This window comes from Pseudoalteromonas sp. PB2-1 (assembly GCF_045040605.1).
GTDB classification, from domain to species: domain Bacteria; phylum Pseudomonadota; class Gammaproteobacteria; order Enterobacterales; family Alteromonadaceae; genus Pseudoalteromonas; species Pseudoalteromonas arabiensis.
This window is the reverse complement of record NZ_CP090668.1, coordinates 187780-209173: the sequence shown is the minus strand read 5'-3', so window position 1 is coordinate 209173 and position 21394 is coordinate 187780. Positions and strand designations below refer to the sequence as shown.

The following is a 21394-nucleotide window of genomic DNA, read 5'->3' as shown; positions in this document are numbered from 1 at the left end:
CCTTTTGAGATATACAAATCGCTGTTGTCTATTCGTACTCTGTCAATCTGATAGTAAAAATGAAGACAAGACAGATGACACTTATTCAACAATTAAATGATCGCGGGCTAATTGCTCAAGCCAGTAATCTCGAACAGATGCAGCAGCAACTCAATGATGCACCTCAAACTGTGTACTGTGGTTTCGATCCAACAGCGGGAAGCCTTCATATTGGTCATTTAGTACCACTTATTATGCTTAAGCGCTTTCAAGACGCGGGTCATCAAGCAATTGCGCTTATAGGTGGCGCTACAGGTATGATTGGCGATCCGAGCTTCAAAGCTAATGAGCGCAACTTAAATAGCGAGCAGATAGTCACTGACTGGGTTAAGGCATTAACAAGCCAAATTCAAAATTTATTATCACCTCATTTAGATAAACCCTTACTAACGGTTAACAATGCTGATTGGATAAAGGAAATAGATGTCATCACTTTTTTCCGTGATGTAGGCAAGCACTTTTCTGTCAATAATATGATTAACCGCGAGTCAGTAAAACAACGTCTGCACCGCGCTCAGCAAGGTATTTCGTTTACTGAATTTAGTTATTCTTTGCTACAGGCTTACGACTACGCACAGCTAAATCGTCAGTATGGTTGTAGTATACAAATTGGTGGTAACGATCAATGGGGTAATATTGTCAGTGGCATTGATCTTACTCGCAGGCAAAATAGCGCTCAAGTCTTTGGCTTAACCTTGCCGTTAATTACAAAATCAGATGGCACTAAATTTGGAAAAACAGAAGGAGGCGCGATTTGGCTTGATGCAACAAAAACGTCTCCTTATGCTTTTTACCAATTTTGGTTATCAACAAGCGATGCTGATGTTTACACGCTTTTGCGTTATTACACCTTTTTAAGCTGTGAAGACATTAATGCAATTGAACAACGAGACAAAGCAAGTACAGCTAAACCTGAAGCACAGCTGATCCTCGCAGCAGAAATGACACGCTTTGTTCATGGTGAAAAAGGACTTAAAAGTGCACAGCGCATAACACACGCTTTATTTACAGGTCATGTTCAGCAGTTGAGTTTAAGTGAGCTAAAACAATTAGAACTCGATGGTATGCCTTGCATAGCAAGTGCAACGCAAAACGTGTTAGCGTTATTAGTAGAGGCAGGCTTAGCTAAATCAAAGCGTATTGCGCGGGAGCTAATAGACAGTAACGCCATTAGTGTCAATGGCAATAAAGTAACCTCAGATAATCAAGAGCTTGATTTTGGGTTATTTGATCACTATTGGCTAATCCAACGTGGTAAAAAACACTTTTGCTTAATTAAGCGACAAGGTGCCTAGTAGCCTTCACTAAAATGCGGATAAACGTGCCTAAAGCAAGTTTGTTCGCATCGCCACAGCGCTGTTATTTTTCAAACTACCTGCACATGTTTACTCACAAGCGCCACATTCATAAAGAACTGTTAATAATTGCGAGTTCAAATAGCGAACATTTGCACACTTTTTCCTCTATAAGTTATGAATCGTGTGCTTATTTTTACCTTAAAATTAATAAGTAAATTTAACTTATTAAAGAAACGAAACTTTTTAAAAATTAAAAGCACCGTAAATTCAATAAAATAAAACTAAAATACCATTTAATTTAATCTATTTTTAACATTTCACAACTTTTCATTCAGATTCAAGACTCCCTTGCATTTAAAAGCGTTTAATAGCCTCTCAAACTTAAAATGACAGCGCTGCCTAAAAGCAGAGCAAGAAAAATAAGCAACCATTAAGTTGCGTTAGTTTGACAACAATTCAGTGTTATGTGCATTCACATAAGTACAAACACAAATGATAAGACAACAGTTCGAATTCAAGGGGATCGACGACAATGTTAAGCTTGAACAAAAATAAATTAAGTTTAGCTATCAGCTTGTCATTGGTGGGTGCGGGTATCAGTTTACCTGTATTTGCTAATGAGGCAGATAAAGCTACCACCGATGAAGTAGAAGTTATTCAAGTCCGCGGTATTCGCGGCAGCGTTGTAAAATCACTCAATACAAAACGCTATGCAAACTCAATTGTAGATGCCGTTACATCAGAAGATATTGGTAAGTTTCCTGATCAAAATGTTGCCGAATCGCTACAACGTATAACGGGTGTATCAATGAGTCGTGCGTTTGGTGAAGGTGAGCGTATTAGTATTCGTGGTACCTCAGAAAACCAAAACCGTACTTTATTAAATGGCCAAGCGGTTGGCTCTGCAGATTGGTGGGTTGATTCATCAGCAAGCAGGGGCTTTAACTATACGATGCTTCCTTCTGAAATAGTATCTGGTCTTGAAGTCTATAAATCACCTGAAGCCGACATTGATGAAGGTTCAATCGGTGGTACAGTAATTGTTAGAACACGCAAACCTCTCGATCTCGAAGCAAATAAAATAGCAGGCTCAGTGCTGATGCAACACAGCGAGGTTTCTGGCGAAACAGACCCACAACTTGCAGGCCTTTACAGCTGGAAAAATGACAACGAAACATTTGGTGCACTTGTCTCTGTTTTTAAACAAAAACGTAATCTTCGTCGCGATGGTATTGAAGCATGGAGTTGGACACACCGTGATGTAACCCTAGAAGATGGCTCTGTTATTGAAGATGTGTACACACCTGGTGGTGGTGGTTCAGCCATGTTCACCCAAGAAAGAATCAGAACAGGTTTCAATTTAACACTTCAATACCGCCCAACAGACGATATTGATATTACCTTCAATGCACTTGATTCAACCATGAAGGCCAATAATGCCAACCAAAACTTCCTTTGGTTACCTGGCTATGGTGGTTCACAATACACGTCTTTAGATGTTGTTGATCATGACAAAGTGGGTCGCTTCGCCCAAGCTGGTACCTTTGGTTTATCTGAAACTGGAAATAATGTTCTTGATGAAACAAAAGTTCGTAATTCAGAGCTAAAAACCAATTCATACGATATTAAACTGGTTCATGAAGGCGAAATGTGGAAATCGTCTTACCACATTGGTGTAACAGAAGGTTCAGGAGGAACTCAAACAGACCGAAGCGTTGGCTGGGAAGGTAACACTGTACATAGCTACAACGCGGCAAACACTGAAAGTATTGAAACAAGTTACGCCAACGATCCTGCCGATGGTAGTTTATGGAATTTAGGCTTTTTACGTTATGACTCAAATGATGCACTCGATAAAGAATACTATGCGCAAACAGATTTTGAGCGTGCAATTGATGTTGCAGTATTCAGTAAAATTAAGTTCGGTGTTAAATACCGTGATCACAAGCGTGAAAATGTTCGCTTGCAGTCACAAACTCGCACAGATCTAAACTGGAGCCTAGCCGACTATTCAAACCCTGCACCAAGCGATTTCTTATCGGATATTGGATCAAGCGGTACATTGCGTGATTATGCCATGACGGATCTTGGAAAAGTACGCCGTGATGGTGATGCCCTCGATTGGCAATATAACCTATTGTTCGATAGTAACTTTGCAATAGAAGAAAACATCTTCGCAGGTTATGTGAAAGCAGATATCGATGTTGAAGGTATGCGTGGTAATGTGGGTGTGCGTTTAGTTGAAACCAAACAAACCACAGGTGCTTATGTAGGGCCTGCTGATGCTAAAGTGTGGCAAGAAGAAGAAACCAGTTACTTTGATATTCTTCCAAGCTTAAACTTAGCAATTGACTTAAATGACGACATGTTACTTCGTATTGGCGCTGCACGTGTTATGACGCGCCCAGACTACGCCGCGATGACGAATGCCACAACCTATAACACAGAAACTCGTGTAGGTACGGGTGGTAACTCAAATATCGACCCATACCGTGCAACACAATTTGATGTTGGCTACGAGTGGTATTTCGCTGATGCAGGCATTTTTTCAGCCGCTCTGTTCTATAAAGATTTACAGTCTACTTTAGGCAATAACACTCAAACCGAAATATTTGACGGTGTGGAAATTGAAATAAGCCGTCCGATTAATGGTCCGTCAGGCACATTAAAGGGAATAGAGCTTGGTTTCCAAACAGAAATAACCGAAGGGTTTGGGGTCGCGGCTAACTACACATTTGTGGATGGAGAATCAAAAGACTTAGAAGGCAACGATGTGCTTATTCCTGGTATTTCTGAGCATACGTATAACATCAGCACTTACTACGAAACTGAACGTTTTGGCGGTCGAATTTCTTATAACTTCCGTACTGGTTACGACACAGGTCGTGCATGGCCTGGTTATCAAGATGATTACGGCCAAGTTGATGCCACTTTTAACTTTAATATCACTGAAAACATCACCGCTGTTTTCGAAGCAACCAACCTAACAGATGAGCATACCTTCAGCTATCAAGAGGAAGGCGTTAAGCAAGCACTTACAGGCGTATATGCTGACGGGCGTCGCTTTTCTGCTGGGGTTCGTTTCAATTTCTAGTCGACACACTTGCTAACACAGGTATCCGACTATCGCCATGGATGGTGAGCCTCAATGCCCTGAGGTCTTTGAGCGGTGGACTTTGTTCACCGCTTTTTTTATTGATTAAATAGCATGTGTTGTTCTAGCAATCATGGCTAAAACAAGTACAATCAACGACTAAAGAGCTTTTAAGAATCTTAAAATAAATTACCAGTGTCGCTCATAACCACTCACCCAAAAGATGCAAAACGTGCAACTCGAACCATGCAACTATTTGCATGGCTGGTCACTTATGCTCTTTTATCTTGTAGTGTAAAAGCCGATCTTCTCGATGCCACCTTAGCTTATCATCAAGGCGATTATAACAAAGCTCAGCAGCAGTTTTACGAGCTTGCTCAGTTAGGTAATGTAGATGCGATATATAATATTGGTGTTATGTATTTACATGGTCAAGGCCGTGAGAAAAACCCTGCCAAAGCCTATGCGTGGTTTAATTTAGCCGCAGATTTTGGCCTAGAAGAAGCACGCGATACTGCAAGGCTTATCGCCAAACAAAGTGAACAACAACACCAAGCATTTGAAGATGCATACGCAGCCTTGTTAACGAATATTAGTTATGAAAAGTATGATCAAGAACTGCGCCCAGAACTAACTGCAGAGCCTGTGCATGAACAAAGTGTGTATCGTAGCTATACCGTTGAACCAACCTACCCCGAACACGCCTACAACAATGGTTTAGAGGGTTGGGTTTGGTTAGAGTTTGATATTGATAAAAACGGCGCTGTTGGCGATATTACACTCGTAGACTCTTACCCTAAAAATACGTTTGACAAGCCTCTCATAAATGCCGTCAAACGTTGGCAATATAACGCGCCTAACGAGATAGAGCACGCATATTATAATCGTTCTTTGCTTTATCACTTTACAACCTTCAAAGGTGAGCAATACCAGCAAAGTTTTCAGCGTCAGCAAAAAAGTTACCAAAGTGAAATAAGTGAACTAATAGATGCAGCCGAACAAGGCAATGCGCTAGTTCAATACTATATTGCTAATTGGTTAAGCTCTGATAAGTACAATGCGAGTAAGTTATTGAAATATCATTGGCAAAAAGACACCGCCAGTAGTGAGTTATTACTTACCTCAGCTCGCAATGGTTACGCTAATTCTCAATACCGAATAGGCGCTAATTTGCTGCGCGGTGATTATGGTCGAGTAGACAGACAAAAAGGCTTAAATTGGGTTTTATTAGCCGCGCAAAATGGTTTTGCTAATGCTCAATATCGCCTTGGTCGTGAGTTATTAAACAAACAGTATGTTGATTATGCGCCTAACAAAGCACGAAAATGGTTAATTGCGGCAGCCGCACAAGGCCACTTTAGAGCTAAGCGCGATTTAGCAGCACTTCTTTTTGAATTAAACGAACCCGCCGCTAATATTCAACAGGCATTAGATGATGCATTAAAACTAGATAAAAGCCATCCACAACTATTGTTGCTACAGGCCAAACTCCAACAACAACAAAAACAAATCGAACAAGCTAAGTTCTCTGCACAAGCTGCGCTTAATGAAGCACGCGACAGAAACTGGAGTACTCAAGCCATTTCAGCCTTTTTAACGGTACTTAATTAACCACTTGATGTAACAAAATATCAGTTTCAATACCATCAACCTGACTAAACACCAATTGCGCTCCATCCACAGAGCTACTCATTGTCAAACTAACTCCTATGTCTAACCCATAAGCACCTAGCTTTTTAATAAATATATTTTCTTGTGAAGCAATAACATAACAATACAAAGATAACTGATGGCCTTCACGAAGAATATAATACATCCCTCCGTCAAATAACGCCGGCTTATATAAACTAAGTGATGGCAACAGTTGTGATAAGGGAATATGTTGTTCTAAAGCTGCTGACAGATAAACACGCAATGTGTGCTCATAGTTAATGTAAGACGGATTCAATTGCCACAGAGGCTGAGCTGGCGATAACCTTCGGGGTGTCACATTATTTGCCTTTAATGAGTTACTGCTCAGTTGCAAATCATACTGCCAATCTTGCCATTCCCCCTGCTGCGATTTTGCTTGATAAAAAATAGTTTGGCTATCATCAGACCAACGAACCGCATTCAATTGCTCAAAGCCTGAAATAACGGGGACCAATCGGCGTGAAAAAGAATTTATTAAATGCACATTTTGTCTTTCATCTAGCAACAATAATGTATCGCCATTAGGCGAAAATTGCAGGTATTTTGGCGTAATATGGCTGGGTAATTGAGCCACTCGATTGGCTCCTTTTCGGCGTTGATGTTTAATCCAAATCTCTGCTTGAGAATACCGAGTGACACCAGGACGCTGTACAGAAATAAATGCAACCTGCTCACCATTACTTGATACGGTAGGCATGAAGTCCATACGGGTTGAAGAGGCAAGCTGAGTGGTTTTATCAACACTTATTCCGTCACTGCCTTTATGTAAACTGAGTTGATAGGCATTTATTTGCGCTAACCCCTCTGCATGGGCAACGTCGCCATTAACAGGGTTTACATCTAAACTGGCAATAAACCCCATAGGTTTATGTAATGAGTGTTTTCCCCCCTGTAATGTGCTGCGCATCAGTTCATCTTCCACTGACCAAATATGTTTTGAAAACGCGCCATAGATGGGCTGTTGTTTATACTGCTGACGACTAACAATGCGCTGCTCACTCAGGTTATGCAAATTCACTTCGCTTAGTGTGTACCAAATGCCCTGCTTTTCAACAATCAGCATTTTTCCTTCGGCACTTATATCAAACGCGAGAGGTTTAAACTCCCCTATCAGGGTTGTATCTTGCACTCTAACTTTATCACCCAAACTCAGCGTGTATTTCATCAAACGGGGCTGGTTGTCGTGCCAAACAATGCCAAAAAGTGCATCTGGCTTATACCACTTGAGCCGTGTGGGAGCGCTACTGGGCTGGCACTGTGTTAAGGTATACTCTGGGCTCAAACGCCACGTTTCAATCGCGTTATTAACACCTATTATGCGAATATCACAGCGTAACGGATCATAACGATAATATGCCAACCACTGACCATCCGGTGACCATACCGGTGCTTCTTCGGAATAACCTGAGCTTTTAATATTATGAACTGTTTGGCTTTGTTGATCGAATACAGCTAAGTCAAACTGATTTTGTAATTCGTTTGACTGACTAAAGGCTAAATATCGTCCATCTGGGGAGTAACGTAAAAAAGCCTCAGTGCCTGGTGCAGATGTTACGCGAGCACGGTAATTAAACTCTGTCGGTTTGCCCTTTGACGTGAATAAATACTGTAAAAATAAAGTGCTAATTACACCTACAACAATACCTGTGAGCCCAAACAACGCCATCTTTTTTGGCGAATGTTGACGAGCCTTATCAAACAGTGTTGGCGGTTCACTCACATTGGCAATGAGCTGATAGCCGATGCGAGGAATCGTTCTAATAATTTGCGGTGGAGACTTATTGTCATGAAGGCTTTTTCGAAGTTGAGTGACCAATTGACTAACCGAGTTATCACTGACGATCACATCTCCCCATAGCGCATCCATAATCTGTTCTCGTGAAACAGCTTCGCCCTGTTTTTTTAATAACAAAGACAACAAGGCTAATTGCCTAGACTCTACATCAACCCATTCGTTCTGTATTTTTATTTTCAGGCTCACAAAGTCAACGATGACATCGTTAAGCATTACTTTTTGTTGGGTTGACATCGACATTTGTTCAATTGTTACACAGGTTAATCTATGGTTAAATTAATCGAGAAAGCGTAAAATATAAATAAGGTACAGACAACAAGCAACAAACTCTTGATTTTATTATCATGAGGCAACTTGAAGAACACATTAACCGCTTTATTGGATTTGGCATGGCTTTAATAACGCTCAATTTTATTAACATTTTTACCTATATTGGTTTTATTTTACTTGTATTTAGTTCAACGTACAGCGTTGCTCAAACAAGTGATAAAGAAAAGAACGCTTTAGAAACCATTCAAATTAGGGGTTTTCATGACAGCGCTGTCAAGTCACTCCATGATAAACGAAATAGCCAATCAATTATAGATACTATTAGCGCACAAGATATCGGTAAATTTCCTGATAAAAATGTTGCAGAGGCACTCCAACGTGTGACCGGTATTTCATTATCACGTATTCAAGGTGAAGGTGAGCGAGTGGGTGTTAGAGGAACAACGCCAGAGCAAAACCGTACTTATTTAAATGGTCAATCAATTGCATCAGCCGATTGGTGGATTTCATCGCAACCCAACAGAGGGTTTAACTATACCTTATTGCCCGCTGATTTAGTTGCCTCACTCGAAGTCTATAAAACACCACAAGCGGACCATGATGAAGGCTCATTAGGGGGAGCGGTTAACATAAAAACCATGCGCCCTCTGACAACACCGAATAAGCACTTTGTGATAAATACTCAACTGCAGTATAACGACCTATCAGGTGAGTTTGATCCACAACTAGCGAGTTTCTATAACTGGAAAAATAGTACACAGAGTACTGGCTTACTACTTACTTTTAGTCGCAATGAGCGCTCATTACGTCGTGATGGCCTAGAGTCATGGGGGTGGCACGAACAAAACTACACCTTGAATGATGATAACAGCCTCTCCCCTGTAGACAGGCTAGCCGATATAAATCGAGTTTGGACGCCTGGCGGTGGTGGGTCGGCGCTCTTTAAGCAACGTCGAATTCTTACCACTGCAACATTTGCTTTTGAGCACCAACTTAATTTTGATTGGAATATTCAACTAAATGGCTTGTATTCAGTGCTTGATGCCGACAATAGTAACCAGAACTTTTTATGGCAACCAAGTAGCGTTTTTGCCAGAGGAGGTCGTATTCATGACGCTGAAATCATTAACAATACATTGGCTTTTGCTCGTTATAGCAAAGTCACTGATATAAATAGACCTTATAGCACTGCAATGGAAGCTATTTGGCGAAAATCACAAATCGACACAAGCAGTATACAGTTGGTCGCATCGCAACAGGCTGATTTGTGGCATAATACTTACCAATTAGGCTATACGCATGGCGGTGGAGGCTCAAAGCAAGACTATACCTCTCAATTCTCAGCGAATACGGCGTTTAGTGTCGACACACGGCAACAACAAAATATCATTGCAGATTATGCCATTTCACCCCTTGATGCCGCACAATGGCAACTCACCGAGGCCAGAAACGACAGTCAAGATTCCACTGATCAAGAGCTTTATATACAAACTGACTTTGAACGTGCCGTTGATCATTCAATTATTTCTTCTATAAAATTTGGCGTAAAATATCGCGATCATCAACGTGACTTTATTCGCTTACGCTCAATTAATGGCTCATACGATCAACTAACAGAGCAACTTGCTTGGACACTTGCTGATTTTCCTGCTGCTATCCCAGATGATTTTTTAACCGATATTGGTAATCAGCACACTTTAAAAAACTATAGCTATGTTGATATCAACTTACTTGCAAAGCAATTTAATACACTTAATTTTGTACAGCAGGAAGAAAAAGCCAGTCGTTTTGATATACAAGAAAGAACGACTGCGGGCTATGTTAAGCTCAATTTAAATGGCGATACATACAACGCAAACCTTGGGCTACGAGTTGTTAATACTCGCCAAGATAGCGCTGCTTATGCTCGCATCGCATCGCCTATTGAGCTTCCGGACAGCTACCAATGGCAAACCCACTATAAAAATTACACAGACTTACTGCCGAGTATAAACCTCAACATTGATATTACCGATGATGTGATTTCTCGCTTTAGTGTAGCCAGAGTCATGTCTCGCCCGCAATATAATCACTTAATGCCTTCTACCAACTACAATGTCACCCAAGCACAAGGCCAAGGCGGTAACCCTGATTTAGACCCTTACAGAGCCAATCAATTTGATGCGAGCCTTGAATGGTACTTTGCTGATGCAGGGTTATTGTCTGCTGCTTTATTTAATAAAGATGTTGAGTCATTTATTGAATTTAACCGTGATGTTGAAGTGCATGAAAACATTGCTATGACAATAGACAGACCAATCAATGGCAGTGGTGGTACGATTCGTGGTTTTGAACTCGGTTATCAACAAGAACTATTTTATGGTTTCGGGTTAATTGCAAATTATACCTTTGTTGATGGCGAAAGAAGTAAACGTAATAATGCCAGCCTTAACGCCATTCCTGGTACTTCAAAACATACTATAAACTTAACCAGCTACTACGAAAACGAACGCTTTAGTGGCCGTTTAGCATATAATTATCGCACTGACTTTGCGACTGGCGTGGGTGAAACCATCATGGAAAACTTCGGGCAGTTGGACGGTAATTTAACCATAAAACTAAACAAACAATTCGATATTATTGTTGATGCAATAAACCTTAGCAACGAAACAACCTACACATATGAACGTAATCAGTATGCTCCTACGGGCATCTATAAGAATGGCCGACGGTTTTATTTAGGTATTCGTTACAGCCACTGATCGCATTTGTTACTAATGCGATTCCACACTGCTATAATCACCGCAGAACATAACAAGCGAAGGGAACTACTATGCTAAAAACTGCTTTAGCCTTAGCCGTTGGTCTTTCAAGTACACTTGCTACTGCCAACGACACAATTACAATTGACGACATTCCAACAATACAATCAGTTATCCAAACAAGCGTAAGCCCTGATGGTGACTCGGTTGCGTTTACCCGCTCAGTGCCACGTACACTGTACAAAGATGAAAATGGTCGTAATTACAGCGAACTTTACATTGTTGATGACGAAGGCGTTGAGCGTCCGTACATTACAGGTAACGTTAACATCGGTAGCATTCAATGGTCTAAAGATAGCAAAACCATTTATTTTCTTGCTAAATTAAAAGATGAAAAATTCACTTCACTGTATCAAATACCCGTTGACGGTGGTCAAGCTCAAAAAGTATTGTCTTTAAAAGACACATCAATATCAAGTTACGAGCTAAGCCCTGACAATCAAAAAGTTGCTATTTTAGCACTCCCTGCCAAAGATAAGTCTGAAAAAGAACTAAAGAAATTAGGCTTTATGGCAGAAGTATATGAGCTTGGTCTTGATAATAAACAGCTTTTCATTGTTAGTCTGGCAAAAACAGACACGCCATTAAAGCCAACGGCATTAAACGTTAGTGATTATGTTAGTGATATGAATTGGTCAGCTAACGGTGAAAAACTACTTGTTAAAACTCAACCAACTGCTCTTATTGATGACAAATACACCAAGTCAATGTGGCATTTATATGATGTTGCAAATGACCAAGTAACCCTATCTTTTAAAACCGAAGGTAAGTTAGGCGATGCTGAGTTATCTGCTGATGGTAAATATATCGCGATTTTAGGTGCTGAGGATAAGCATGATCCAGCTACTGGCCGCTTATTTATTGCTGATACAAAAACGGCTGAAATCACAGAGTGGCTACCAAACTTTATGGGCCATATCGTTGATTTTGAATGGTCTCATAAACGCAATACATTAAACTTCATCGCCAATGTTGGTACAGAAAGCTTTGTTGCAAGTATTAAAACGGGCAGTAAAAAATATAAAAAAATCATTGAAGAAGGTCGCTTTATTGCCAGCAACTTAAGTGTGTCTGATTCAGATAAAACCTTAACTGTACGCGCGAATACAGCAAAACATCCAAATGAAGTGTTTATTATCCGTGGTAATAAAGCAACCCGTTTAACTGATTCTAACCCTTGGTTAAATAATAAACGTTTTGCAAAACAAGAGACTATCTCACTTAAAGCACGTGATGGTGTCGATATAGAAGGTATATTGGTTTACCCTCTTGATTATAAAGAAGGTACCCGATACCCACTTATTATGTCTGTCCATGGTGGGCCTGAAAGCCATGATAAAAATGGTTGGGTAACCAATTATTCTCGCCCAGGCCAAATGGGAGCCGCGCGTGGTTATGCGGTTTTCTATCCTAACTACCGTGGTTCAACAGGTAAGGGGGTTGATTACTCAAAACTAGGCCAAAACGACTATGCAGGCAAAGAATTTGACGATTTGGTCGATTTTAAAAATCACCTTGTAGAAATGGGACTTGTTGATACAAAACGTGTTGGTATCACAGGTGGCTCATACGGTGGTTATGCCTCAGCGTGGGGGGCAACAAAGCTGACTGAACACTTTGCAGCAAGTGTGATGTTTGTGGGTGTATCTAACCAACTTTCAAAATTTGGCACAACAGATATTTCTAATGAAATGAATCTGGTTCACGCACGCTCATATCCTTGGGATAAATGGCAATGGTATTTAGAGCGCAGCCCTATTTACTGGGCGGGCCAATCTAAAACACCACTGCTTATCATGCATGGTAAAGAGGATCCACGTGTACACCCTGCTCAATCAATGGAACTTTACCGTTACATGAAAGTACAAGGCAAAGATGTACGCTTAGTCTACTACCCAGGTGAAGGGCATGGTAACCGTAAGGTTGCCGCTCAGTACGATTACAGCCTCCGTCTAATGCGTTGGATGGACAACTACTTAATACAGGGCAATAAAAACATGCCTGAATTTGAGATTGACCATGCAGCTAAACTAAAGGCCGCAAAAGATACAGATAAATAATCTAAACGCCTTGCTTTAAAAGCAAGGCGTTTTTCTTTTTGCCATTGGCTTTACTTACACTCTAAAACTAATATAACTGATTAAAAGTGTAGGCAAAAAGTAAAAGGAATTATTGAATGGTGCGTGTAGTATGCTTTTTTATTGGATTGACTATATTCAATTTACAGGCCGAACCAGAGTGCGCAAACTGCCACCAAAGCCAAGTACAAGATTGGCAGTCTTCGCACCATTTTCATGCAACGGAAACAGCCACTGCCACGACTGTGCTCGGTAATTTCAACGACCAAACCCTCGAATACGAAGGCCAGCAAGCGCGTCTCTACAAAGTAAAATGTACAATGCCGACGTAACCTGTACACAAAGCCAACATTATCAGAACAGGAATGCGTTATCTTATCGATGAATATTTTGGCATAGCTATCTGCGCATGGCCCTGAGCAAAATGCAATTTATATACAAGCTGGATCAACATGGTAATAAAAACACTCTGCTCATGACTCAAACCATCTCAATTTAGAGTATTAATATTAACCTTGTTGAATTCGCTGCTATTATCAAATACTAATAATTATTAACTAATATCAAAGGCTCAGGGATTGAACTAATGCACAGCATAGCCTCAACTAAATATTATCCATACGCAGATTTTAAGCCCCACGGCCTTGTTGAGTTTTATCAACGTCAAAATACACTTTTTACAACCGCAGTCGGCCCATTCAATGAAGAGATTATTGATGCCTTGTCATTTACTCAACACACTTATATTGAAAAAATCATCGCAGAGCATGGTGACTGGTGTGAATTAGTTGAGTTTGAAAACTCGTGCATGGCAACGCCTGGTGCCCTTGAAAAACTAATGATGTATTTAGCTGATTTAAAACGCCAGAATAGTGCACCGAAGAAAACAGCCTTTATCATTAAAGAGGGGCTTGAAGGTGGAAACCTGCTGAGTAATACATACTGCAATTTATATAAAAAAACAGGTATGACTATGCAGATATTTAAATCTAAAACAGCTGCGCTCAACTGGTTATCAAGCGAGACAACCACTGCAATAGCTTAGTTATTTAGCACATGTTTTTCTTCATCACGCAAAGTTAATACTTCCACTCCTCATGCATCACGGCTAGTATGCTCTCGCTGGGCAGAAAGTTTTTTACTTCTCGTAGCAACTATCCAGCCACTCAGCTTTAATTTAACTATTTCTCACTTTACAAAACACTTCGTGCAGCTCATCACTCATTTTTAAAGTGCCTTCAATGCGTGCAAAATACTCATGCACAAATCACATATGACAAGATCCAAAAAGAAAAGTAAGAACTTTTCATTACTTATGGATTGAAATAGCAAGTTTAACTCAGGCTTTTCTCTATAAGTTAAAAAAATTCATCTATCAGGTTTATTTTAATCGTTTGTCGATTTAGAGGGATTACTCTAAAGTTAACTCATCAGCAAACGATGCTGCGATTAACGAGGAAACTAATCATGGTTAAACCACTTTTAAAACGACTTGCTCTTAGCTCATTACTAACATGTTCAGCTTTTGCAATCGCTGAGCAAAGTGACTATAAACTGATGGTAATTAACGACTCAGATTCATCGCAAGCAATTATGCAAGGCCAATACGACGCGGTGTTAAATAGCACAGCGCAAGCAACTGATTTAAATAGTCAATATGAACTTGCATTCAATCGTTGCGCAGCAAGCGTGAAATCTAAAAATTTCAGCCACGCGGAATCTTTGTGTACCGAAGCTATCAAGCTTCTAAATAAAAGCGAAGTACGCGGCTATAAACGTCGAGAGCTTACATCATTCGCTTTAAGTAACCGTGGTATAGCACGCATTATGTCGAAAAACGACACAGCTGCACTATCAGATTTTTATGAAGCGGTAAAAATGTCGGGTAATGATTTAGTTAATCACAACCTCAACCGCGCTAAGAAAAACTTAGCACTTTAATCAAATTGTTGTCACAAAAAGCCTAGTTTGTGTGTTCTCTTGGCTTTTTTATATCCGAAGTCATTGCATACGCGGTGACTCAACCATATTGTTGTCGAAAGCTTAGTTTGTGTGTTCTCTAAGCTTTTTTATTCCGAGTCATTGCATACGCGGTGACTCAACCATATTGTTGTCGAAAGCTTAGTTTGTGTGTTCTCTAAGCTTTTTTATTCCGAGTCATTGCACACGCAGTGACTCAACCACATTGTTGTCGAAAGCTTAGCTTGTGTGTTCTCTAAGCTTTTTTATTCCGAGTCACTGCATACGCGGTGACTCAATCATATTGTTGTCAAAAGGCCCAGCTTGTGTGTTCGCTGGGCTTTTTTATTTCTAGCGCATTTAAATTTTATTAATAAAAATTTTCATTAAAAATCATTAATATGAAAATAATAAAAATGAATTTACCCTATTTAATTAGGCTAAGAGTATTTAAACTAGTTTATAAAATCACACTACATACTTCACATCTTCATCACGCATTAAATATAAAGTAAAACAGGCTGCCCACATTGGCCATGCAGCAAAGAAAAGTAAATTATTAAATCCATCTATATATTGAGCATACGAAGAAAGTGTGGATGCGCCGTGTAATAAAAAGATTAAACCGTAAGTGATTTTTTTCTTAAACCCCACTACAAAAGCAAACACTAAAATTATTTGCAAACTTCCTAGAATATAAGCAACTGTATCTGTTGAGCCGCTCAATCCATAGAAGTGTTCAAACACAATTGCACTGTGACTTGGATTTACAAATTTATCCAAACTCCACATTAACATAACCACAAATACGCCCAAACGTAATGATAAAAGCGACCATTGCAAGCGATTTTGTGTATCCGATGTAGTTGATTGAATCATTATTTTTTCCTTTGAACTATTCACGCTTAAAAACAACAAGACCGAAAATAAAAAGAAACATTACAAAAATAAAATAAAAATGCTTTGAAAGTATTTTTTCCGGCTGTTGGTCTCATTCATCGTCAATAAATTATTTAATCGCAGAGAGAACATTTTGAAATACGCATTTTTAGCGCTGAGTATTTGTGCAAGCTTTGTATCACTTGCTACCGAGAATAATGAGATTGAGGTTATTCAAATATCAGGCGAGCAATTAAAAAATACCCAAATTTCACCTAAAGATACGCCTATAAATGGACCTTTTGGCGATGATCTTTTTCTGCAAGATATTGCACGAAGTGTAACGCCAATCACCAGAGAAATGATCGAACAACTCAATATTACCACCCTGCAAGATATTTTATCTATTACACCTAATAGCTATTCAGCGAGCGGATTTGGTAATCCGAGCTTACCAACTTTAAGGGGGCAGTTAGGTGAATTATTTCAAGATGGCGTCCGCCGACAAGCAGGTAATAATGGTTTTGGCATTCCAATATCCTTCAATGCGATTGAGCAAATAGATGTAGTAAAAGGTGCACCACCCGTCTTATTTGGTAGTAGTCAACGAAATGGGGGCTTTGTAAACCTGAGCTCAAAAAAGGCAAATACTGAACAATCTCAAGGCAAACTAGTGCTTTCGGCTGGTCGCTGGGATCACTACTCGGCACAACTCGATTACACAGCGCCGATAGTAGAAGGTAAAAGTGGCTTCAGAGTAAGTGCTGAACATATTGATACTGGCAGTTTTTATGATTTTTCAGGTTATAAGAGCGATAGTTTATTTGCAGCTGTGCGCTTTTTGCCTGACGCACAAAGTAGTTTAGATATAAATTTCGAGCTCTATCAAGTTGAATTTACAGATAACGCAGGTATCAATCGCCCTACTCAAGCGCTTATTGATGATGGCCTTTATATTACTGGTCAAGGTATACAACCCAATGGCAGTGCTATTGCAAGAGCGGGGGCTATTATTTCACCCACAGGGCAAGTCCGTATACCGCGAAACCGAGTGTTAACAGACCCCGATAATATCAATGAAGCCACGACCTATTTACTTCACAGTATCTATAAACGTGAACTCAATGATAAAACGACGCTTAAAAATACAACTTATTTTCAGCACCTACAACGTGAAGAAGTCGCTCAAAATAGCTTTGTAGAGATCATTGATGGTGCTGACACAGCCCAAAACCGCACTGAGTTAAGCTACCAATGGAATGATAGTCAAAGCTCTATTTTTGCGTTTGATGTTCGCTTTAACAAAGTAAAAGGGTTCAGCCAATTTACCACAGAAGCAGATTTACCCATTGATTTAACAGGCCCGATTGAAAACCGTCGTATCCCGCTCACAACAGAGCAAAAAGCAAGATTAGTTGAATTAAAGCCAGGTGTATTTGTATCTCCAGGAGCCCAATACGATTTAGATAACGATGGTGTTGGAGATTTTTCACTCTCTGATACAACCGATTCGACCAGTTGGCAAACGGGGCTTGCTTTTGTGCATGACAGTCAATGGACTGAAAAATTGCGCACAAGTTTAGGCTATCGCCTTGACTATTATGATGTAGAAGCTCGGGATCCCATTGCACCACAAGGTCAAGTTGCAGCGCGCGATAATATTTATGAAACCCTGCATGCAGGGCAAATTAGTGTTAACTATAAACTCACTGCAGAATTAACCTCCTATATTACAGGGAACTATAACGAAGCGACCTCCAATAGCATGGCTGGCGGCAATGTTTTAGGAAGTGATAACCAAATTAGCGCACAAAATTTTGCAACCGATAACACCCTTGCTGAAATAGGTTTAAAATTTTCACCCACTGACAGCCCTTGGTATGTCGATGCGGCTTTATTTAATCAACGTCGTAGCCTCAGAAATCGTGATGGAAGTAACACGGGTATTCGTACAAAAGGCTTTGAAACGCAGGTGTTTTATGATGCTGGGCAATACTGGTTTAATGCCGGTTACAGCTATATAGATGCCCGCTACGATAATTCAGCAAGTAGCCAAGACTCAAACCAAGTCGCTGATGCATTTGATAATTCTCGTCCTGATATTATTAATGGTACAGGTATTGGCGCACCTAATTTCGCGTCTTTTCCGCCATCGACTAGGCGAGTGCAAGGTATTCCCGAACAATCATTTAGCTTTAACAGTGGTTTTTCTATCACTCCTCAATGGGATATTGGCTTAGGCGGTATATACACCAAAAGCTATCCGCTTGATTTTTTAGCAACCGTGCGTATTCGCGATCAATACACCTTGAATGTGAATACACGATATGCCTTCAGCGAGCAAACGTCTTTACGTTTAGATATTACAAATGTGACTAATCAAGATAACTGGCGTCCTGTTTTTGAAGGCGGTTACTTTGGCTCAACGTTAGTTTTTCCTGAGCTTCCTATTCATGCCAAATTGACCTTTCAACATACCTTTTAAGTAGGGCTACTCATGTTAAAGAAAATAATCTTACTCGTCGGCGTCTTGGTTGCCGTTACTGCATTTTTCTATTTCGATTTACATCAGTTATTAACACTGAATGGCTTAAAAGGTTCGATGGATCAATTTAGTCAGTGGCGTGAACAATCACCACTATTAGTGATAGGCGCGTTTTTTTTACTTTATGTTGTCGTTACTGCACTGTCACTGCCAGGTGCAACAATTTTAACGCTGGCAGCGGGTGCGTTATTCGGCCTCATTGAAGGTCTACTTATCGCTTCATTTGCTTCAACTGTGGGTGCAACAATCGCATTTTTGGTTTCTCGTTACTTACTGCGTGACGCAATAAAATTGCGTTTCCCAGAACGCCTTACAGCCATAGATGCAGGTGTTAAAAAAGAAGGTAGCTTTTATTTATTTACGCTACGTCTTGTACCTATTTTCCCTTTCTTTCTCATTAACCTTTTAATGGGTGTAACGGCGATTAAAGCTTGGACTTTCTTTTGGGTAAGTCAGCTAGGCATGTTGGCAGGCACGTTTGTCTTTGTAAACGCGGGTACACAACTCGCGCAGATAGAAAGCTTATCTGGAATCTTATCGTTTAACTTAATTTTGTCTTTTACTCTATTAGGTGTTTTTCCTTTTATAGCCAAAGCGTTATTAAATACCATCAAAAAGCGCAGAATCTATAAGAACTTTTCAAAACCAAAGCAATTTGATCGCAACATGATTGTCATAGGTGCCGGTGCCGGCGGATTAGTAACCAGTTATATTGCAGCTGCCGTAAAAGCAAAGGTGACATTGATTGAAGCAGGTGAAATGGGTGGTGACTGCTTAAACTACGGATGTGTGCCCAGTAAAGCGATTATAAAAAGCGCTAAAATTGTTGAACAATTTCAACAAGCTGACAAGTATGGCTTAGAAAAAAGCAGTGCCACCTTTTCATTCAAAAAGGTGATGGCTCGAGTACACCAAGTTATTGCCGATATTGCTCCTCACGACAGTGTTGAAAGATACACTAAACTGGGCGTTGAAGTTATTAAAGGTTATGGCAAATTAATCGATCCATGGACGGTTGAAATTGCTTTAAGCACAGGTGGTACACAAACTCTTAGTGCACGAACAATTGTGATTGCTACAGGTGCTCGTCCGTTTGTTCCACCTTTACCAGGCTTGGAAGAGGCAGGTTATGTCACCAGTGATACGCTTTGGAGTAAATTTGCTCAGTTAGATGAGCCGCCCAAAAAGCTCGTTGTTTTAGGCGGTGGGCCAATTGGTTCAGAGCTTGCGCAGAGCTTCGCTCGACTTGGTTCGCAGGTCACACAAGTAGAAATGGCTGAGCGGATCATGATAAAAGAAGATTTAGAAGTCTCTGAATTTGCTACTCAAGCACTGAAAAGCAGTGGCGTTAATGTATTAACCAACCACCAAGCACTTCGTTGCGAAGTTCGTAACAACAAAAAATACTTGGTTGTTCAGCATCAAGAGAAAGAGTTCGACATTGAGTACGATGAGTTACTATGCGCTGTGGGTCGAAGTGCTCGCTTAACAGGTTACGGCCTTGAAGAGTTAGGCATTGAAACCAACCGCACTATTCAAACCAATGACTATCTCGAGACCCTTTACCCTAATATTTTTGCCGCGGGTGATATTGTTGGTCCATATCAGTTTACCCATGTTGCTGCGCATCAAGGTTGGTATGCCGCGGTTAATGGTTTATTTGGCCACTTTAAAAAGTTCAAGGTCGATTATCGTGTTATCCCTTGGACGACATTTATCGACCCTGAAGTCGCCCGTGTTGGGCTCAATGAACAAGATGCAATTTCACAAAATCTAGACTACGAAGTAACTCGTTTTGAGTTTGCAGAGTTAGACCGTGCCATCACAGAAAGCGCAACGAATGGTTTCATCAAAGTACTTACACCTAAAGGTAAAGATAAAATTCTAGGCGTCACTATTGTTTCTGCGCATGCGGGTGACTTAATTGCTGAATTTGTCCTCGCTATGAAACATGGTCTAGGTCTGAATAAGATACTTGGCACTATTCACAGCTACCCAACGTGGGCTGAAGGAAATAAATATATCGCAGGCGAATGGAAACGTGCCCACGCACCCGAAAAAGTACTCAACTTACTTGAAAAGTATCACACTTGGCGAAGAGGTTAATATGCTGAAATTTATACGCTTTATTGGTTTTTTAATTTTACTTACTATGATTAATAGTGCCACAGCGAAGGATAGCCCTGCCCAACAAGAAGCATCATTACACTCTCCTTGGCAAGCGCTCCTTATCAAGCATGTCGTTGCAATTAATGACGCAACGAGTACGCAAGTTGATTATGCGGGATTTAAGGCTGATCAATCTCAATTGCGCAGCTACTTAAGTGCGCTTTCCCAAGTAAGCCAAGCAGAATTTAATGCATGGCCAAAGTCCAAACAGCTGGCCTTTTTAATCAATGCTTATAATGCCTGGACCATTGAGCTTATTTTAACTCGGTATCCAAAAATTGATTCCATAAAAGAGCTTGGCAGCTTTTTTAGCTCTCCTTGGAGTAAAGAGTTTATCCCTTTGTTAGGTGAAACACGCAGCTTAGATAACATAGAGCATACTTTAATCAGGGGGAGTGATACGTTTAAAGAACCACGCATACACTTTGCTGTAAATTGTGCCAGCATAGGCTGCCCTGCTCTGCGTAGTGAAGCCTATATCGCTACTCACTTAGATGCACAACTAGAAGAGCAAACAACACGCTTTTTAGCAGACACAACGCGCAACTATATAAAAGAAGATAAACTTCACTTATCGTCTATTTTTAAATGGTACAAAGAAGACTTTGAGCAAGAGTTTAGGGGTGCCCACTCGCTGAGTGAATTTATATTGCTTTACTCAGACGCATTAAATTTAACAAATAATCAGATAGCTAAAATAAAAGCAAACAAGGTGGCTATTAAGTTTTTAGATTACGATTGGGCACTTAATGATACTCAGTGATTTCCCTACATT

At 40.2% G+C, this 21394-nt stretch carries 13 protein-coding genes; 11 read left to right on the top strand and 2 right to left on the bottom strand.

Going from position 1 to position 21394, the window contains the following annotated elements; genetic code table 11:
• The first annotated feature begins 74 nt into the window (after window positions 1-74).
• The 3 genes from tyrS (at window position 75) to L0Z67_RS17865 (ending at window position 6042) form a co-directional block, all read left to right on the top strand.
• The gene (gene tyrS / locus L0Z67_RS17875) at window positions 75-1334 is read left to right on the top strand and encodes a tyrosine--tRNA ligase (protein WP_237115388.1); all 1260 of its coding nucleotides are present in this window, start codon (window positions 75-77) and stop codon (window positions 1332-1334) included.
• Window positions 1335-1869: 535 nt separating this feature from the next.
• Window positions 1870-4431, top strand: coding sequence for a TonB-dependent receptor (locus L0Z67_RS17870; protein ID WP_392353652.1), 2562 nt, complete (start codon window positions 1870-1872; stop codon window positions 4429-4431).
• Window positions 4432-4626: 195 nt separating this feature from the next.
• Window positions 4627-6042 (top strand): TonB family protein, encoded by a 1416-nt coding sequence (locus L0Z67_RS17865; RefSeq protein WP_245219875.1) that lies wholly within the window; start codon window positions 4627-4629, stop codon window positions 6040-6042.
• Here the strand turns inward: L0Z67_RS17865 and L0Z67_RS17860 are convergent.
• Complete coding sequence (locus L0Z67_RS17860; protein WP_392353650.1) at window positions 6035-8152, bottom strand: winged helix-turn-helix domain-containing protein; 2118 nt, start codon at window positions 8150-8152, stop codon at window positions 6035-6037. The two genes, L0Z67_RS17865 and L0Z67_RS17860, sit on opposite strands and share 8 nt — an antisense overlap.
• A gap of 155 nt (window positions 8153-8307) precedes the next feature.
• Between L0Z67_RS17860 and L0Z67_RS17855 the strand changes: the two genes are divergently transcribed.
• From L0Z67_RS17855 to L0Z67_RS17835, 5 genes are all read left to right on the top strand, one after another.
• The gene (locus L0Z67_RS17855; RefSeq protein WP_405128745.1) at window positions 8308-10929 is read left to right on the top strand and encodes a TonB-dependent receptor; all 2622 of its coding nucleotides are present in this window, start codon (window positions 8308-8310) and stop codon (window positions 10927-10929) included.
• Between the two features lie 71 nt (window positions 10930-11000).
• On the top strand, window positions 11001-13049 hold the full coding sequence (locus L0Z67_RS17850) for a S9 family peptidase (protein WP_392353646.1): 2049 nt from the start codon (window positions 11001-11003) through the stop codon (window positions 13047-13049).
• Between the two features lie 116 nt (window positions 13050-13165).
• A complete protein-coding gene (locus L0Z67_RS17845; RefSeq protein WP_392353644.1) occupies window positions 13166-13399 on the top strand; it encodes a multiheme c-type cytochrome in 234 nt (77 codons plus the stop codon).
• A 254-nt stretch (window positions 13400-13653) separates the two neighbouring features.
• Entirely contained in the window at window positions 13654-14112 is a 459-nt protein-coding gene (locus L0Z67_RS17840; protein ID WP_062567603.1) for a hypothetical protein, read from the top strand.
• Between the two features lie 422 nt (window positions 14113-14534).
• Window positions 14535-15008, top strand: coding sequence for a hypothetical protein (locus tag L0Z67_RS17835; protein WP_062567604.1), 474 nt, complete (start codon window positions 14535-14537; stop codon window positions 15006-15008).
• A 486-nt stretch (window positions 15009-15494) separates the two neighbouring features.
• Here L0Z67_RS17835 and L0Z67_RS17830 read toward each other — a convergent pair whose 3' ends face one another.
• Window positions 15495-15905 (bottom strand): hypothetical protein, encoded by a 411-nt coding sequence (locus tag L0Z67_RS17830; RefSeq protein ID WP_062567605.1) that lies wholly within the window; start codon window positions 15903-15905, stop codon window positions 15495-15497.
• 154 nt (window positions 15906-16059) lie between these two features.
• Between L0Z67_RS17830 and L0Z67_RS17825 the strand changes: the two genes are divergently transcribed.
• Genes L0Z67_RS17825 through L0Z67_RS17815 form a run of 3 tightly spaced genes read left to right on the top strand, consistent with a single transcriptional unit; the run spans window position 16060 to window position 21382 of the window.
• A complete protein-coding gene (locus tag L0Z67_RS17825; RefSeq protein ID WP_392353641.1) occupies window positions 16060-18390 on the top strand; it encodes a TonB-dependent receptor in 2331 nt (776 codons plus the stop codon).
• 12 nt (window positions 18391-18402) lie between these two features.
• Window positions 18403-20556, top strand: coding sequence for an FAD-dependent oxidoreductase (locus L0Z67_RS17820; protein WP_392353639.1), 2154 nt, complete (start codon window positions 18403-18405; stop codon window positions 20554-20556).
• 1 nt (window position 20557) lies between these two features.
• Window positions 20558-21382 (top strand): DUF547 domain-containing protein, encoded by an 825-nt coding sequence (locus tag L0Z67_RS17815; protein ID WP_392353637.1) that lies wholly within the window; start codon window positions 20558-20560, stop codon window positions 21380-21382.
• Window positions 21383-21394 lie beyond the last annotated feature (12 nt).

Coding starts and splice junctions, on each gene's coding strand:
- tyrS (WP_237115388.1), top strand. CDS start 75: ATGACACTTATTCAACAATTAAATGATCGCGGGCTAATTGCTCAAGCC.
- L0Z67_RS17870 (WP_392353652.1), top strand. CDS start 1,870: ATGTTAAGCTTGAACAAAAATAAATTAAGTTTAGCTATCAGCTTGTCA.
- L0Z67_RS17860 (WP_392353650.1), bottom strand. CDS start 8,152: ATGTCAACCCAACAAAAAGTAATGCTTAACGATGTCATCGTTGACTTT.
- L0Z67_RS17855 (WP_405128745.1), top strand. CDS start 8,308: ATGGCTTTAATAACGCTCAATTTTATTAACATTTTTACCTATATTGGT.
- L0Z67_RS17850 (WP_392353646.1), top strand. CDS start 11,001: ATGCTAAAAACTGCTTTAGCCTTAGCCGTTGGTCTTTCAAGTACACTT.
- L0Z67_RS17845 (WP_392353644.1), top strand. CDS start 13,166: ATGGTGCGTGTAGTATGCTTTTTTATTGGATTGACTATATTCAATTTA.
- L0Z67_RS17840 (WP_062567603.1), top strand. CDS start 13,654: ATGCACAGCATAGCCTCAACTAAATATTATCCATACGCAGATTTTAAG.
- L0Z67_RS17835 (WP_062567604.1), top strand. CDS start 14,535: ATGGTTAAACCACTTTTAAAACGACTTGCTCTTAGCTCATTACTAACA.
- L0Z67_RS17830 (WP_062567605.1), bottom strand. CDS start 15,905: ATGATTCAATCAACTACATCGGATACACAAAATCGCTTGCAATGGTCG.
- L0Z67_RS17820 (WP_392353639.1), top strand. CDS start 18,403: ATGTTAAAGAAAATAATCTTACTCGTCGGCGTCTTGGTTGCCGTTACT.
- L0Z67_RS17815 (WP_392353637.1), top strand. CDS start 20,558: ATGCTGAAATTTATACGCTTTATTGGTTTTTTAATTTTACTTACTATG.